Origin of the sequence: Burkholderia sp. AU30198, assembly GCF_020419825.1 — a bacterium.
Lineage (GTDB): Bacteria > Pseudomonadota > Gammaproteobacteria > Burkholderiales > Burkholderiaceae > Burkholderia.
The window spans coordinates 24483-40196 of sequence record NZ_JAIZSA010000030.1; the positions used below are offsets into that span (position 1 = coordinate 24483).

17 protein-coding genes are annotated in these 15714 nt (G+C 68.3%); 16 read left to right on the forward strand and 1 reads right to left on the reverse strand.

Translation table 11 applies throughout. The features are described 5' to 3' along the window. Window positions 1-323 precede the first annotated feature (323 nt). From LGN19_RS37560 to LGN19_RS37605, 10 genes are all read left to right on the forward strand, one after another. Window positions 324-1448, forward strand: a complete 1125-nt coding sequence (locus LGN19_RS37560) for an MlaE family ABC transporter permease (protein WP_122946366.1) — start codon at window positions 324-326, stop codon at window positions 1446-1448. Continuing rightward, window positions 1445-2359: an ABC transporter ATP-binding protein gene (locus LGN19_RS37565; RefSeq protein ID WP_226220029.1), complete on the forward strand. Its 915-nt coding sequence runs from the start codon at window positions 1445-1447 to the stop codon at window positions 2357-2359. Before LGN19_RS37560 ends, LGN19_RS37565 begins: the two co-directional genes overlap by 4 nt. Window positions 2360-2377: 18 nt before the next feature. Further along, a complete protein-coding gene (locus LGN19_RS37570) occupies window positions 2378-3307 on the forward strand; it encodes an MlaD family protein (RefSeq protein WP_122946364.1) in 930 nt (309 codons plus the stop codon). 23 nt (window positions 3308-3330) lie between these two features. Continuing rightward, window positions 3331-3969 (forward strand): ABC-type transport auxiliary lipoprotein family protein, encoded by a 639-nt coding sequence (locus LGN19_RS37575; protein WP_413227270.1) that lies wholly within the window; start codon window positions 3331-3333, stop codon window positions 3967-3969. 19 nt (window positions 3970-3988) lie between these two features. Continuing rightward, on the forward strand, window positions 3989-5140 hold the full coding sequence (locus LGN19_RS37580; protein WP_226220030.1) for a VanZ family protein: 1152 nt from the start codon (window positions 3989-3991) through the stop codon (window positions 5138-5140). 144 nt (window positions 5141-5284) lie between these two features. Continuing rightward, window positions 5285-5602, forward strand: a complete 318-nt coding sequence (locus LGN19_RS37585) for a (2Fe-2S) ferredoxin domain-containing protein (RefSeq protein WP_011694422.1) — start codon at window positions 5285-5287, stop codon at window positions 5600-5602. Between the two features lie 13 nt (window positions 5603-5615). Further along, a complete protein-coding gene (locus tag LGN19_RS37590; RefSeq protein ID WP_034198940.1) occupies window positions 5616-6260 on the forward strand; it encodes an alpha/beta hydrolase in 645 nt (214 codons plus the stop codon). Window positions 6261-6748: 488 nt separating this feature from the next. Further along, window positions 6749-8062, forward strand: a complete 1314-nt coding sequence (locus LGN19_RS37595; RefSeq protein WP_122946361.1) for a D-alanyl-D-alanine carboxypeptidase family protein — start codon at window positions 6749-6751, stop codon at window positions 8060-8062. Between the two features lie 48 nt (window positions 8063-8110). After that, window positions 8111-9037 carry a D-amino acid aminotransferase gene (locus tag LGN19_RS37600; RefSeq protein WP_122946360.1) on the forward strand — a complete coding sequence of 309 codons (927 nt, stop codon included), beginning with the start codon at window positions 8111-8113 and terminating at the stop codon, window positions 9035-9037. Beyond that, the gene (locus LGN19_RS37605; RefSeq protein ID WP_122946359.1) at window positions 9037-9345 is read left to right on the forward strand and encodes a YbeD family protein; all 309 of its coding nucleotides are present in this window, start codon (window positions 9037-9039) and stop codon (window positions 9343-9345) included. Before LGN19_RS37600 ends, LGN19_RS37605 begins: the two co-directional genes overlap by 1 nt. Here the strand turns inward: LGN19_RS37605 and LGN19_RS37610 are convergent. Next, the gene (locus LGN19_RS37610; RefSeq protein WP_226220031.1) at window positions 9329-10315 is read right to left on the reverse strand and encodes a transcriptional regulator GcvA; all 987 of its coding nucleotides are present in this window, start codon (window positions 10313-10315) and stop codon (window positions 9329-9331) included. The genes LGN19_RS37605 and LGN19_RS37610 overlap by 17 nt on opposite strands. Window positions 10316-10417: 102 nt before the next feature. Between LGN19_RS37610 and LGN19_RS37615 the strand changes: the two genes are divergently transcribed. The 6 genes from LGN19_RS37615 to LGN19_RS37640 all read left to right on the forward strand — a co-directional run bounded on the left by LGN19_RS37615 (window position 10418) and on the right by LGN19_RS37640 (window position 15633). After that, complete coding sequence (locus LGN19_RS37615) at window positions 10418-10744, forward strand: DUF2917 domain-containing protein (RefSeq protein ID WP_122946777.1); 327 nt, start codon at window positions 10418-10420, stop codon at window positions 10742-10744. 83 nt (window positions 10745-10827) lie between these two features. Next, window positions 10828-11583, forward strand: coding sequence for a lipoyl(octanoyl) transferase LipB (gene lipB / locus LGN19_RS37620; protein ID WP_226220040.1), 756 nt, complete (start codon window positions 10828-10830; stop codon window positions 11581-11583). Continuing rightward, a complete protein-coding gene (gene lipA / locus LGN19_RS37625; protein ID WP_039346279.1) occupies window positions 11576-12568 on the forward strand; it encodes a lipoyl synthase in 993 nt (330 codons plus the stop codon). The genes lipB and lipA overlap by 8 nt, the downstream gene beginning before the upstream one ends. 251 nt (window positions 12569-12819) lie before the next feature. Continuing rightward, window positions 12820-13836 (forward strand): taurine ABC transporter substrate-binding protein, encoded by a 1017-nt coding sequence (gene tauA / locus LGN19_RS37630; RefSeq protein ID WP_226220032.1) that lies wholly within the window; start codon window positions 12820-12822, stop codon window positions 13834-13836. 28 nt (window positions 13837-13864) lie between these two features. Next, window positions 13865-14671: a taurine ABC transporter ATP-binding protein gene (locus LGN19_RS37635; RefSeq protein ID WP_226220033.1), complete on the forward strand. Its 807-nt coding sequence runs from the start codon at window positions 13865-13867 to the stop codon at window positions 14669-14671. Further along, complete coding sequence (locus LGN19_RS37640) at window positions 14671-15633, forward strand: ABC transporter permease subunit (protein ID WP_226220041.1); 963 nt, start codon at window positions 14671-14673, stop codon at window positions 15631-15633. Before LGN19_RS37635 ends, LGN19_RS37640 begins: the two co-directional genes overlap by 1 nt. Window positions 15634-15714: the final 81 nt, after the last annotated feature.

The following is a 15714-nucleotide window of genomic DNA, read 5'->3' on the forward strand; positions in this document are numbered from 1 at the left end:
CAGACGCCCCAAGCCAGACGCCCCAAGCCGGACGCCCCAAGCCAGACGCTCCAAGCCAGACGTCCCAAGCCAGACGCTCCAAGCCAGACGTCCCAAGCCAGACGCTCCAAGCCAGACGCTCCAAGCCAGACGTCCCAAGCCGGACGCTCCAAGCCAGACACCCCAAGCCAGACACCCCAAGCCAGACGCCCCGGCCAGACGCCCCGGCCAGACGCCCCAGCCAGGCGTCCCCAGCCAGGCGCCCCCCCACGGAAATCCTCACGTCGCGTCGTCGGGCGGTTCGCTACAATGGCCGCTGTCACCTTTTTGCAAACAACCTGCCCTTGGACTTCGAGACTCCTCCCGGCCTGTCGGTCGACGCCGGCGGCCAGGGCCAGACGGTGCGCCTGTACGGCCAGTGGACCGCGCTCGCGCTTGCACGCAATCGCGGCGCGGTGGCGCGCCGTGTCGCGAGCATCGCGTCCGGGCGCGTGAGCGAATGGGATCTGTCCGGCATCGAGCGGCTCGACCACGTCGGCGGCCAGGCGCTGTGGCGCGTGTGGGGCCGCAAGCTGCCGGCCGGTGTCGCGTTGAGCGCCACGCAGCGCACGATCTTCGAGCGCATCGAGCGGCTCGACAGCGAGCGCGAGGCGCCCGAGCGCGTCGTGCGCTACGATCCCGTCACGCGGCTCGGCCAGGCGATCTTCGGGTTCGGCGAACACCTGCAGGGCGGCATCGCGATGTTCGGCCTCGTGATCCTCGATGCGCTGTCGGTGCTGCGCCGTCCGAAGACGATGCCGTGGAAGGAGACGTCGGCGAACATCTACAGCGCCGGCGCGCAGGCGCTGCCGATCACCGCGCTCGTCGCGTTCCTGATCGGCATCGTGCTCAGCTACCTGTCCGCGCAGCAGCTGCAGATGTTCGGCGCGAACCGCTACATCGTGAACATCCTCGGGCTGTCGGTGATCCGCGAGCTCGGCCCGGTGCTGTCGGCGATTCTCGTCGCGGGCCGCTCGGGCTCGGCGATCACCGCGCAGATCGGCGTGATGCGCGTGACCGAGGAGCTCGACGCGATGCGCGTGATGGGCATCCCGCACGGGCTGCGGCTGATCCTGCCGCGCGTGCTCGCGCTCGGCATCGCGATGCCGCTGCTCGTGATGTGGACCAACATCATCGCGCTGACGGGCGGCGCGCTTGCCGCGAAGCTCGTGCTCGGGATCGACGTCAACTATTTCGTGCGCTCGCTGCCGGGCGTCGTGCCGATCGCGAACCTGTACATCGGGGTCGGCAAGGGCATCGTGTTCGGCATGCTGATCGCGCTGGTCGCCTGCCATTTCGGCTTCCGGATCAAGGCGAACTCGCAGAGTCTCGGCGAAGGCACGACCACGTCGGTCGTGTCGTCGATCACGGTCGTGATCCTCGCCGACGCGGTGTTCGCGATCCTGTTCCAGAACGTGGGGCTCGGATGAACGCATCGAACGAAACGACCGCGCACGCTGCGGCAGTCGGTACCGGGTCGGTCGGCACCGGGCCAGCCGCGGCGGCCGATACCGGCGATCTCGTGATCGAGGTGCGCAACCTGACCAAGCGCTACGGGCGCAACATCATTCACCAGAAGCTCGACTTCGACGTGAAGCGTGGCGAGATCGTGTCGATCGTCGGCGGCTCGGGCTCCGGCAAGACCACGCTCGTGCGGCAGATCCTCGGCCTCGAACGGCCGACGTCGGGCACGATCAAGGTGTTCGGCGAGGATACGGCGACGATCGACGACGCGAGCGCGCGGATGATGCGCACGCGCTCCGGGATGCTGTTCCAGCAGGGTGCGCTGTTCTCGTCGATGACGGTGTTCGACAACGTCGCGCAGCCGCTGCGCGAGCTCGGCCGCGTGCCGCCGGACCTGCTGCACGATATCGTGATGCTGAAGCTCGAGATGGTCGGGCTGCCGTGCAAGCACGCGTCGAAAATGCCGGCCGCGCTGTCGGGCGGGATGGTCAAGCGGGTGGGCATCGCGCGCGCGATCGCGCTCGAGCCCGAGCTGCTGTTTCTCGACGAGCCGACGGCCGGCCTCGACCCGCAGGCGTCGGACGAATTCGTCGAGCTGATCGCGACGCTGCACCGCACGCTCGGGCTGACCGTCGTGATGGTGACGCACGATCTCGACACGATGGTCGCGCTGTCCACGCGCGTCGCGGTGCTGGCCGACCGCAAGGTGCTGGTGGCCGCGCCGGTCGAGGAGGCCGCGAACGTCGACCATCCGTTCATCCACGAATATTTCCTGGGGCTGCGCGGGCGCCGCGCATTGCAGGCGCTGCCGCCCGAGCGGCGCGCGAAGCTGCCGAAGGCGGCCCTCGAACCGGCGCTGTCGAGCGTCGAGCTGTAGGCACGAAGGAATCCGCGAATGGAAAACAAATCACATGCGTTCTGGGCCGGCCTGTTCACGATCGCGCTGACGCTCGCGATCGCGGGCACCGTGTTCTGGTTCAACGTCGACCGCACCGTGCGCGTGCCGTACGACCTGCTCGCGCGCACCAACGTGACGGGGCTGTTCCCGGACGCGGCCGTGCGCTTTCGCGGCCTCGACGTCGGCAAGGTGCAGTCGATCGGCTTCGATCGCGCGCACCCGGGCCAGATCCGGATCCGCATCCTCGTCGACCACGACGCGCCGATCACGCAGTCGACCTACGGCAGCCTCGGCTTCCAGGGCGTGACGGGCATCGCGTTCGTGCAGCTCGAGGACACGGGCCGCGACCTGGCGCCGCTGCCGTCGTCGACGAAGGCGATCGCGCAGATCCCGATGCGGCCGAGCCTGTTCGACCAGATCCAGGAGCGCGGCGACGTGCTGCTGCGACAGCTCGAACTGGCCGCGAAGAGCGCGAATGCGCTGATGTCGCCCGAGATGCGCGAGCAGTTGCGCGCGACCGCCGAAAGCCTGCAGCACGCGGCCGACGGCGCCACCACGCTGACGAAGCAGCTCGGCCCGGCGGTCACCGCACTGCCGGAAACGATGCACGAGGTGAACCGCGCGATGGCGTCGGCGAACACGCTGCTGCAGCCGAACGGGCCGCTCGTGTCGAACCTGAACAAGGCCGGTACGGCCGCGGATCGGATCGGTGTCGCGCTGAACGATCTCAACGCGCGCGTGCAGTACGACACGCTGCCGCGTTTCAACGCGCTGGCCGGCAGTGTCGGCGACGCGTCGCGGCAATTGAAGGACGTGGCCGGTGAACTTGGTCGCAACCCGCGCAGTCTGTTGTTCGGTTCGCCCGGCGCGGCGCCGGGGCCCGGCGAACCGGGCTTCGTCTGGCCGGGTGCGACGGCCGGGCAGTGACACCCATCGAAACCGGAAACATCATGCAGGAACACGCCATGCCACGAATCCTTGACCGCGCGCTGCGTCCCGCCGCGGCCGCGCTTGCCGTGCTGACACTGTCGCTCGCGGCCGGCTGCGCCGGCAACAGCGCGGTGCTGTCGAATGTCCGCTATGACCTCGGGCCGGCCACGTCGGCCGTGACCGCGGGCCCCGGCCCCGCGCTGAAGGTGCTCGACGTCGCCGCGCCCGACGCGCTCGACTCCGACAAATTCGCATACCGCCTTGCGTATCTGGACGCGCAGCATGTGGCCGTCTATCGCGACAGCCGCTGGACCGCGCCGCCCGCGCAACTGCTCACGCAGCGGCTGCGCGGCGCGCTGTCGTCGCGCGGCACGGTGCTCGAAGGATCCGATGGCGTGCGCGCGCCGACCCTCAAGGTCGACCTGAACGAATTCGAGCAGGTGTTCGACGGCCAGTCGCAGAGCCATGGCGCCGTCACCGCGCGCGCGACGCTGACGCTGGACGGCAAGGTGCTCGGCCAGCGCACGTTCGTCGCCCGTGCGCCGTCGAGCACGCCGGACGCGGCGGGCGGTGCCCGCGCGCTCGCGACGGCGAGCGACCAGCTCGTGTCGCAGATCGCCGCGTGGGTCGGCATGCAGGCATACGCGGGCACGCCGTGACGCGTGCCGCGCAGCCGCGATGAGCGCGACCGGCATCCCTCGCGCATCGCCGCTCGCGCGGCAGGCCTTTGCCGCTTACGCGGCACTCATCGTCTACGCATCGCTGTATCCGTTCGAAGGCTGGGTGTCGCTCGGCATCGGGCCATTCGACTACCTGTTCGCGCCGATGCAGCGCTACGTGACCGCATTCGACGTGGTCACGAACGTGCTTGGCTATCTGCCGTTCGGTGCGCTTGCCGTGCTCGCGCTGCACCCGCGCTGGCGCGGCGTGGCCGCGACGCTGATCGCGGCCGGGCTCGGCGTGCTGCTGTCGGGCTCGATGGAAGCGCTGCAAACCTACCTGCCGACGCGTGTCGCGTCGAATCTCGATCTCGCGGCCAATGCCCTCGGCGCGCTGCTGGGCGCGGCGCTCGTCGCGCCGGCCACCGGTGCGTTGCTCGATCGCGGCGCGCTGCGCCGGCTGCGCTTCGCATGGTTCGAGGACGACGGCGCGACGCCGCTGCTGCTCGCCGGGCTGTGGCCGTTCGCGATCCTGTTCCCGTCGCCGTTCCTGTTCGGCATCGGCGACTGGCCGGCCGCGCTGTGGGAGCGTGCCGACGCGTCGATGCAGGACGCGCTGCTCGCGTGGCTGCCGGCCGCGTGGCGCGTGGGCGAATGGCCGGAGCGCGTCGACGGCTGGCTGTCCGACTCCGGGTGGGAGGCCGCGCTCGGCGGGTTGATGCTGTTTGCCGCGCTGACGATCGCGTCGCTTGCGATGCGGCCGCGCGCGCCGCGCATCCGGCTCCTGATCGTGCTCGTCGCCGCGACGCTCGTGCTGAAGGCGGCCGCGACCTTCATGCAGTCGGCCACCGGCCTCGTCGTCGTATGGGCGACGCCCGGCGCAAGGCTCGGGATCGAGCTCGGGTTCGCGGCCGCGCTCGTCGCGCTGTACGTGCCGGCGACCTGGCGCGCGGCGTTCGCGGCGCTCGCGCTGCTGGCCGGCGTGGCGCTCGTGAACCTGCTGCCCGTCAATCCGTTCTTCGACTTCACGCTGTCGGGCTGGCGGCAGGGCCGCTACGTGCACTTCAACAGCCTCGCGCGCTGGCTCGCGTGGATCTGGCCCTACGCGGCGCTGATCTGGCTCGGCCAGCGCGTCGAGCACGCGTGGCTGCCGGCCGCGCTGCGCCGCTGACGCGGGGGCTCTGGCGGCGCGGTGGCGGTATCGCGGGCAGCGGCCTGCGCCGCTCGCTATAATCGTCCGCATCCTCTGCTGCCCCGCGCAGCGGCAACCGCTCCTCTTTCCGCACGGCCTCGCGCCGGGCTGCTCGTCACCATCATGGATTCCTACTACCAGCACCACGTCTTCTTCTGCCTGAACCAGCGCGAACCGGGCGCCGAACGCCCGAGCTGCGCGCAATGCGACGCGCAGACCATGCAGGAATACGCGAAAAAGCGCGTGAAGGAGCTCGGCCTCGCGGGGCCCGGCAAGGTTCGCATCAACAAGGCCGGCTGCCTCGACCGCTGCGAGGAAGGGCCCGTGATGGTCGTGTATCCGGAAGGCACGTGGTACACGTATGTCGACCAGGCCGACATCGACGAGATCGTCGAATCGCACCTGCGCGACGGCAAGGTCGTCGACCGCCTGAAGATCTGAGCGGGCCGGCCGAATGAACGTTCATACGCAGAAGTCGCTGATCGCGGGCCCGGTCGGGCAGATCGAAATCGCCGTCGACCTCCCCGACGCCGTGCGCGAAAGCGGCGCCGCGCCGCGCGGCATCGCGCTCGTCGCACATCCGCATCCGCTGTTCGGCGGCACGATGGACAACAAGGTCGCGCAGACGCTGGCGCGCACGCTCGTGCAGCTGAACTACGTCGTGTTCCGGTCGAATTTCCGCGGCGTCGGCGCGACCGAAGGCGTGCACGACAATGGCACCGGCGAGGCCGACGACCTGCTCGCGGTGCTCGCGCACATGCGGGCGCAGCCCGCGTATGCGGACCTGCCGCTCGTGCTCGCGGGCTTCTCGTTCGGCACCTTCGTGCTGTCGCACGTCGCGAAGCGGCTGCGCGACGCGGGCGAGACGATCGAACGGATGGTGTTCGTCGGCACGGCCGCGAGCCGCTGGCAGGTGGCCGACGTGCCGGAGAACACGCTCGTGATCCACGGCGAAACCGACGACACGGTGCCGATCGCTTCGGTGTACGACTGGGCGCGGCCGCAGGAACTGCCGGTCGTCGTGATCCCTGGCGCCGAGCACTTCCTGCACCGCAAGCTGCACGTGCTGAAGCGCATCATCGTCGACGCGTGGCGCTAGCCACTGCGCGGGTGCCGGCATGACGCCGGCGGCCCGCGTCGCGTCGCACACGCGACATCCGGCACGCGCCGGATGCGCGCCCCCCTCCGCGTGACATCGCGCCGCAGCGTGCGGCGCAACCCGACTTCCATCCCGCCTGCGCATGCCTTTCGCACACCTTCGCGTGCGATGACGTGCGGCTTGCCGGCCCCCTGCGCCCGATGCGGATGTGCAACTGTCCGGCGCCAGGTTCGCGAAAACGCCCTGCGCGGCCACGTATAATGGCCGGATTCCGCGTCGCCCGCGGCCCGGCTGGGCCCATGCGGCGCTCGTTTCGCCGCCTGTCCGCCCGCTCGCGACGGCCGCGAACCGAACGCGTCCGCACGAGTCCAACCGGCGCGTTTCGCGTCGCCCGACGATTTTCGGGCGAGTGCCCGAAACGCCCGCCGCCTTGCCGTTCAACCCTGCGCGTTTCGCACCGCACTTTCTGCCATCAGCCTGAATCGATCATGCGTCTGTCTCCCCAAGGCCTCAAGTCCCTCGCTTCCTCCATCGCCTTCGGCACCGCCGCGCGCAACGTTGCGCTCGGCGTGATGCTGCCCGTCGCGCTCGCGTCGACGATCGTCGTCGCCGAGGCGAAGCCGGCCGCCAAGGCCAAGGCCGCGCATGCGGCACCGGCCGCCACCGAACAGTTCACCGGCGCGCCCGCGACCTACATGCCGGGCGCGGTGCCGCCGCCGGGCGTGAATGCGCACTCGTGGGTGCTCGTCGATGCGACCAGCAACACGGTGCTCGCGTCGGGCAATGCCGATGAACGCGTCGAGCCGGCCTCGCTCACCAAGCTGATGACGGCGTACCTCGTGTTCGAGGCGCTCGACAAGAAGAAGATCTCGATGGAGCAGATCGTCACGCCGAGCGAAGCCGTGCGCCGCGTCGGCCGTGACGAGTCGCGCATGTTCATCGAAGCGAACAAGCCGGTGTCCGTGCACGACCTCGTGTACGGGATGATCATCCAGTCGGGCAACGACGCCGCGATCGCGCTGGCCGAACTCGTCGGCGGCAGCGAAGGGCAGTTCGTCACGCTGATGAACGACGAGGCGCAGCGCCTCGGCATGAAGGGCACGCACTTCGCCGACGTGAACGGCATGCCCGACCCGAACCACTACACGACGGCCGGCGACCTCGCGAAGCTGTCCGCCCACCTGATCCGCGATTTTCCGCAGTACTACAGCATCTTCTCGGAGAAGGAATTCAAGTACAACAACATCCGCCAGGGCAACCGCAACCGTCTGCTGTGGCTGGATCCGACGGTCGACGGCCTGAAGACGGGCCATACGCAAGCGGCCGGCTACTGCCTGATCGCGTCGGCGAAGCGCGCGATCCCGGGTGTGGACGGCCAGCGCCGCCTGGTGTCGGTGATGATGGGCGAGCAGAAGGAAGGCGAGCGCACGCAGGACAGCATGAAGATGCTGAACTACGGCTACAGCGCGTTCGATTCGGTGCGCCTGTTCAAGGGCGGCCAGGCGATGTCGACGCCGCGCATCTACAAGGGCAAGGAAAACACCGTGCAGGTCGGCGTGAAGGGCGACCAGTGGGCGACCGTGCCGCGCGGCCTCGGCGACAAGATCAAGACGGAAGTCGACGTGAACGCGCCGCTGATCGCGCCGCTCGCGGAAGGCCAGCAGGTCGGTACCGTGAAGATCGTCGCCGACGGCAAGACGCTGTCCGAATTCCCGGTCGTCGCACTGCAGGCCGTGCCGGAAGCGGGTATCTTCGGGCGTATCTGGGACTCGATCCTGCTGATGTTCAGCAAGAAGAAGTAAGCACGACGGGCCTTTGTTTTCACGACTTCATCCCCATCTGTCATAGCTATGAGCCAAGCCGAATTTGAACCGATCGTCTACCTCAGCGTGTCGTCGCAGGAGGAAATGGTGCCGCTGTCGGAAGCCCGTGTACCGGTGCTCGACCGCGGGTTCATCTTCGGCGACGGCGTGTATGAAGTCGTCCCCGTTTATGCGCACGACGGCGCGCACGTGCCGTTCCGGATCGAACAGCATCTGGCGCGGCTCGAGCGCAGCCTGAAGAAGATCGGTATCGTCAGCCCGCATGACAACGCGGGCTGGCGTGCGCTGATCGAGCGCGTCGTCGCGGCGAATGCCGAAGGGCTCGGCGACGGCAACGCGCTCGTCTACCTGCAGGTGACGCGCGGCGTCGCGAAGCGCGGCCACGCGTTCCCGGCGAATGCGGTGCCGACGGTGTTCGTGATGACGAGCCCGCTGCGCCTGCCGTCCGCCGAAGAACGCGAGCAGGGCGTGCGCTGCGTGACGGCAGAGGATCGCCGCTGGCTGCATTGCGACATCAAGTCGATCTCGCTGCTCGGCAATGTGCTGATGGCGCAGCACGCGGCCGAACGCGATGCGTTCGAGACGTTGCAGCTGCGCGACGGCAACCTGACGGAAGGCTCGTCGTCGAACGTGTGGATCGTGAAGAACGGCGAACTGCTCGCGCCGCCGCGCAGCAACAAGATCCTCGAGGGGATCCGCTACGCGCTGATCGAGGAGCTGGCGGACGAATGCAAGATCCCGTTCGTCGCGCGCGAGATCAGCGAAGTGGAGTTGCGCGCAGCCGACGAAATCATGATCACGTCGGCCACGAAGGAAGTGCTGCCCGTCACGTCGCTCGACGATCTGCCCGTACAGGGCGGCAAGCCGGGCCCCGTGTTCGCGGCGTTGTATGACGCGTACCAGCGCGCGAAGGCGCGCGAGTTTGAACAGTTTGACCTAACCCGGAGAAAGTGATGAGCGAACCGACCAAAACCATCGAGGTGACCGGCGCGATCGATACCCGGAAGGAGTCGCTGCTGGAGTTCCCGTGCGATTTCCCGATCAAGATCATGGGCAAGGCGCACCCGGAGTTCAAGGACACGATCTTCAAGGTCGTCAGCGTCCACGACAATGAAATCGACGTCGAGAAGATCGAGGAGCGCGCGTCGAGCGGCGGCAACTACACGGGTCTCACGATCACCGTGCGGGCGACCAGCCAGGCGCAGCTCGACGACATCTACCGTGCACTGACCGGCCATCCGATGGTCAAGGTTGTGCTCTAAGCGCCCGCCATCCTCCTTCCTGCGCGCACTCGGCGGGGGTCTTCCCCGCCGCGCGCCGCGCGTCCAGCTCGTCGCACAGCCGCTGGTATTCGGCGACTTCCTGAAGCAGCCAGGTCCTGAACGCCTGCACGCGCGGCGTGTTCAGGAGCGGCGGCGGACACACGAAAAAATAGTGCCACGGGCTCGGCCCGTCGATGTCGAACAAGCGCACGATGCGCCCGTCGAGCAGGTCGTGCACCGCGAGCGAGCGGCGCACCAGCGCGATGCCCTGGCCGTCGATCGCGGCCAGCAGCAGGTTCGACGAATCCTGGTACAGAATCCCCCGTTTCGGCTCGGTCAGCGTCTTGAGCCCGGCCGCGTCGAACCACGGCCGCCACAGTTCGTCATCCGAGCGCAGCAGGTTGTAGTGGACGAGATCGGCCGGCGTTTGCGGCAGCTTGCCGCCATTCAGCGTCGGCGCGCACGCCGGAAAGAACACCTCGTCGAACAGCGGCTCGACATGCAGCCCCGGGTAGTTGCCGTGGCCGAAGCGGATCGCGAGATCGACGTCGTCGCGCGCGAAATCGGTGAGCGAGTTGGTCGACTGCAGTTCGACGTCGATTTCCGGATGCCGCTCGATGAACGTGCCGATACGCGGCGTGATGAAGCGCGCGGCGAACGACGACAGCATCGACACCACGAGCCGCCGGTCGCGGTCGTTCGCGCGCACGTCGCGGGTCGCGTTGGCGATCACCATCAGCGCGGTGCGGATCTGCTGCGCGTAGCGCATGCCGACGTCGGTCAGGCACAGCCGCTTGCCGTTGCGCGTGAACAGCTGCACGCCGAGCTCCTCCTCGAGCGCGCGTACCTGGTGACTGACCGCGCCGTGCGTGACGTACAGCTCGTCGGCGGCGCGCGAGAAATTCTCGTGACGGGCGGCGGCTTCGAACGCACGAATCGCGTTCAGCGCAGGTAGCTGGCGGAGGTCCATTTGCTAATTTTCCTCACATCGACGTGAAAATTGGTCGTTTTGTCAGACGCCTTGAAGTGACTACGATTGTAGCCATCGAAGCACTTATTGGCGGAGTCGATCATGCAAGAAATTTCTTCAAGCATCACGTTCGAAATCCCCGCGGGCGAAACCGTGCCGATGAAGGTACAACGCAGCACGCGGCTGGTGGTCCAGTGCGGGCCGGTGTGGGCGACGCGCAGCAACGACGTCAACGACTACTTCCTGGTCGACGGCGAAACGCTGAAGCTGCGCCGCGGTGAGCGGCTGTGGCTCAGCGCGGAAGGCCGGGAGGGCACGCGCGTGGCGTTCTCGGTGTCGCGTCCGCCCCGGGAAGTCGCGCTCGGCGGGCTGGCACGGCTGCGCGAACGCGTGACCGCGCTGCTCCACGACGGGTGGCGCACCGTCTGACCATCATTTCCTCCGACGGATACCGGCGATCCGTCCCCCTCCAAGGCCGGCGAGACCCACGGGTTTTCGGTAAACTACCGCCCATGTCCGTTTCGCCGGTTTCCATCGTGTCCACGCCTGTTGCCGTTTCCGCATCGTCCGCCGGGTCCCCGGATCAGCCGGCTCCGCCGGTCACCGTGCGCTGGCGGGGCGTCGAGACCTACGAAACGAGCTTCGACGCGATGCGCGCGTTCACCGACACGCGCACGACCGACACCGGCGACGAGATCTGGCTGGTCGAGCACCCGCCCGTCTACACGCTCGGCCAGGCCGGCGACCCGGCCCACCTGCTGGTGGCCGACAGCGGCGTGCCGCTCGTGAAGGTCGACCGCGGCGGGCAAATCACTTACCACGGCCCCGGCCAGATCGTCGCGTACCTGCTGCTGGACCTGCGCCGGCGCAAGCTGATGGTGCGCACGCTCGTGACGAAGATCGAGGAGGCCGTGATCGAAACCCTTGCGGCGTATAATCTCGCTTCGGTCCGCAAGGCGGGCGCGCCCGGGATCTACGTGGCATCCGGCGTGCACGAGGGCGCGAAAATCGCGGCCCTCGGCCTGAAGATCCGCAACGGCTGCAGCTATCACGGGCTGAGCCTGAACGTGAAAATGGATCTGCGCCCGTTTCTTGCGATCAACCCGTGCGGCTATGCCGGACTGGAAACTGTCGACATGGCGAGCCTCGAGGTTGCCGCCGACTGGAACGACGTCGCCCACACGCTGGTGCGCCGTCTGATCGCCAACCTCGACGGCGCATCCGCGGCCGCCGACAAGCCGCAGGCACTGGAACAATCGAATGACTGACGTTACCGCTTCTCCCGCACCGGCCGATTCGGCCGCGACCCCTGCCTACGATCCGACCGCCAAGCAGAAGGCACAGGCGAAGACGGCGCGCATCCCGATCAAGGTCATTCCGATCGAGAAGCTGAAGAAGCCCGAGTGGATCCGCGTGAAGGCGGCCACCGGCAGCTCGCGCTTCAACGAGATCAAGACGATCCTGCGCGAGCACAACCTGCATACGGTGTGCGAGGAAGCGAGCTGCCCGAACATCGGCGAATGCTTCGGCAAGGGCACCGCGACGTTCATGATCATGGGCGACAAGTGCACGCGCCGCTGCCCGTTCTGCGACGTCGGCCATGGCCGCCCCGATCCGCTGGATCCGGACGAACCGAAGAACCTCGCGCGCACGATCGGCGCGCTGAAGCTGAAGTACGTGGTGATCACGAGCGTCGACCGCGACGACCTGCGCGACGGCGGTGCCGGCCACTTCGTCGAGTGCATCCGCGAAGTGCGCGAGCAGTCGCCGGAAACGCGCATCGAGATCCTGACGCCGGACTTCCGCGGCCGTCTCGACCGCGCGATCTCGATCCTGAACGCCGCGCCGCCGGACGTGATGAACCACAACCTCGAAACGGTGCCGCGCCTGTACAAGGAAGCGCGCCCGGGTTCGGACTATGCGCACTCGCTGAAGCTCCTGAAGGACTTCAAGGCGCTGCATCCGGACGTCGCGACGAAGTCGGGCCTGATGGTCGGCCTCGGCGAAACCGAAGAGGAAATCCTGCAGGTGATGCGCGACCTGCGCGCGCACGACGTCGACATGCTGACGATCGGCCAGTACCTGCAGCCGTCCGAGCACCACCTGCCGGTGCGCGCATACGTGCATCCGGATACGTTCAAGATGTACGAGGAAGAGGCGTACAAGATGGGCTTCACGCACGCGGCCGTCGGCGCGATGGTGCGTTCGAGCTATCACGCCGATCTGCAGGCGCACGGGGCCGGGGTGGTCTGAGCGCCGTTGCTTCGCCGTCCTCCGGCGAACCCGAAAAAGCCCGCAGCGATGCGGGCTTTTTTGTTGGCGCGGACGCCATGCCTGCGTTCGCACGGCAATCGCCACCGGACCGGACACGCAATCCGGTCGAGCGTGGAAAGCAAAGCTGAAACGGCATCGATAGCTTCGCAGGATAAGTTCGCTCCCGCCGCGCGCAAAGCTCCTATAGTCGGCTCTCCCGCAGCAATGCCCGCATTTCGAAGGAGAGCCGCATGTCCCGTTTCAGCTTCATCCGCCGCGCCGTCGTCGCGCTGACCGCCTTTGCCGCGCTCGGCGCGGCGCACGCCGAATCGCGCGAAGTCGTGATCGCGTACCAGGACATGGTGGTGCCGTGGCGCTATGCGCAGGCGAGCGGTGAAGTCGAAAAGGCGACCGGCTACAAGGTCACGTTCCGCAAGCTCGACAGCGGCGCCGACGTGATCCGCGCGCTCGCGTCGGGCTCCGTGCAGCTCGGCGAAGCCGGCTCCAGCCCGATCGCGGCCGGGCTGTCGCAGGGGCTCGACATCTCGCTGTTCTGGGTGCTCGACAACATCAACGACGCCGAGGCGCTCGTCGCGCGCAACGGCTCGGGCGTCACGAACGTCGCATCGCTGAAGGGCAAGAAGATCGGCGTGCCGTTCGTGTCGACGTCGCATTTCCACACGCTCGTCGCGCTGCAGGCCGCGGGCGTCAATCCGAACGACGTGAAGATCGTCAACCTGCGTCCGCCCGAAGTCGCGGCCGCGTGGGCGCGCGGCGACATCGACGCGACCTACATCTGGGATCCGGTGCTCGCGAAGGTCAAGCAGTCGGGCACCGTGCTGACGACGTCGGGCCAGGTTGCGAAAGAAAGTGGCAAGGCGACTTTCGACGGCTTCGTCGTGAGCCGCAAGTTCGCGCGCGAGAACCCCGAGTTCGTCACGCGCTTCGTGAAGGTGCTCGCGGCTGCGGACGCCGACTACCGCGCGCATGCCGCTGCGTGGAAGGTCGGCTCGCCGCAGGTCGCGGCGGTGGCGAAGGTATCGGGCGCGAACGCGCAGGATGTGCCGGCCAGCCTCGAGCTCTACGCATTCCCGACGCCGGCCGAGCAGGCGTCGCCGACGTGGCTCGGCGGCGGTGCGCAATCGGGTGCCGCGAAGTCGCTCGCGGCGACGGCCACGTTCCTCAAATCGCAAGGCACGATCCAGACGGTGCTCGCCGATTATTCGGCCGGCGTCGATCCGCAGTTCGTGCAGAAGGCCGCGCGCTGAGCGCGGCGATCATCGCGGAGTCCTGAGCATGAGCACGCTGGAAGTCCGTCAGGTATCGGTTGCCTATCCGGGCGAGCGCGGCAGGCCGACGACGCAGGCGCTCGCGCGCGTCGACCTGCGCATCGATGCCGGTGAATTCGTCGTCGCGCTCGGCGCGTCCGGGTGCGGAAAGACGACGCTCTTGAACTGCATGGCCGGCTTCGTCGCGCCGACGACCGGCGACGTGCGCGTCGATGGCGTACCGGTCACGGGCCCCGGCGCCGATCGGGGCGTCGTGTTCCAGAAGTACGCGCTGCTGCCGTGGCTCGACGTGCTCGACAACGTCGCGCTCGGGCTGCGCTTCGCACGCGTGTCGAAGGCCGAACGCGAAGCGCGGGCGCGGGAGATGCTCGCACTCGTCGGGCTCGACGGTCATGCGCATGCACGCGTGTACGAGCTGTCGGGCGGGATGCAGCAGCGTGTCGGCATTGCGCGTGCGCTCGCGAGCGACCCGCGCGTGCTGCTGATGGACGAGCCGATGGGCGCGCTCGATGCGATGACGCGCGGCACGATGCAGGCGCTCGTGCTCGACGTGTGGGCGCGCACCGGCAAGACGGTGTTCTTCATCACGCACGATGTCGAGGAGGCATTGTTCCTCGCGACGCGTCTCGTCGTGATGACGCCCGGCCCCGGCCGGATCGCGGAAACCTTCGACCTGCCGTTCGCGCGCCGCTACGTCGAATCGCGCGATGCGCGTGCCGTGAAGTCGTCACCGGATTTCATCGCGTGGCGCGAGCGGCTGATCGCGTATCTGCATCGCGACGAGGCAGCCGAGGCAGCCGAGGTGGCCGCGTGATGCACGAACTCGCGCGACAGGGCGCGTCGGTCGGACGCGGTCGGATCAGCACTTTGCACAGGCAGGACAGCATGAGCACGCAGGATTCGTGGACGGCCGGCGGGACGGCCGCAGGAGTCGAGCAGGGCGATCGCACGCGCACTCGGGCGGCCGAGCGTCGTGCGCCGTCGTCGCGCCGCTACCGGTTGCCGGGGGAGGGGAAGACGGCGACCTTGAGCACGGCGACGGTCGCCGCGCTGGCCGTGCTGTGGTGGGTCGCCACGCATCGCCAGTGGCTGCCGCCGCTGTTCCTGCCCGCGCCGGAAGCCGTGTGGGCGGCCTTCGTCGACGCATGGCATGGCCGCATCCAGGGCGGCCTGCCGTTGTCCGAGCACTTGCTGTGGAGCGCGGCGCGCGTATTCGGCGCATTCCTGCTCGCGACCGCGATCGGCGTGCCGGCTGGCATCCTGATGGGCGTGAGCCGCGTCGCGCGCGGCGTGCTCGATCCGCTGCTGGAGTTCTATCGGCCGCTGCCGCCGCTCGCGTACCTGCCGCTCGTCGTGATCTGGTTCGGCATCGATGAAACGGCGAAGCTCGTCGTGATCTTCCTCGCGTGCTTCGCGCCGATCGCGATGGCCGCGCGCGCCGGCGTGCGCGCCGCGACGGTCGAGCAGATCAACGCCGCGTATTCGCTCGGCGGCAGTTTCGCGCAGATCGTGCGCCACGTCGTGCTGCCGGCCGCGTTGCCGGAAATCCTCACCGGGCTGCGGATCGCGATCGGCTTCGGCTGGACGACGCTCGTCGCGGCCGAGATGGTCGCCGCGACGGCCGGGCTCGGGCAGATGGTGCTCAACGCATCGAGCTTCCTGCGCACCGATATCGTCGTGATGGGCATCCTGATCATCGGCGCGATCGCGTGGCTGTTCGATCTCGCGATGCGCTGGGTCGAGCGGCGGATCGTGCCGTGGAAGGGGCGGGGATAAGCGCGGGTATTGCCCGGGCGTCGTGGCGATGGACAGGACGGGCGACCGGGGAGGGAATCCGGTTCGACCCGTTGCGCACGG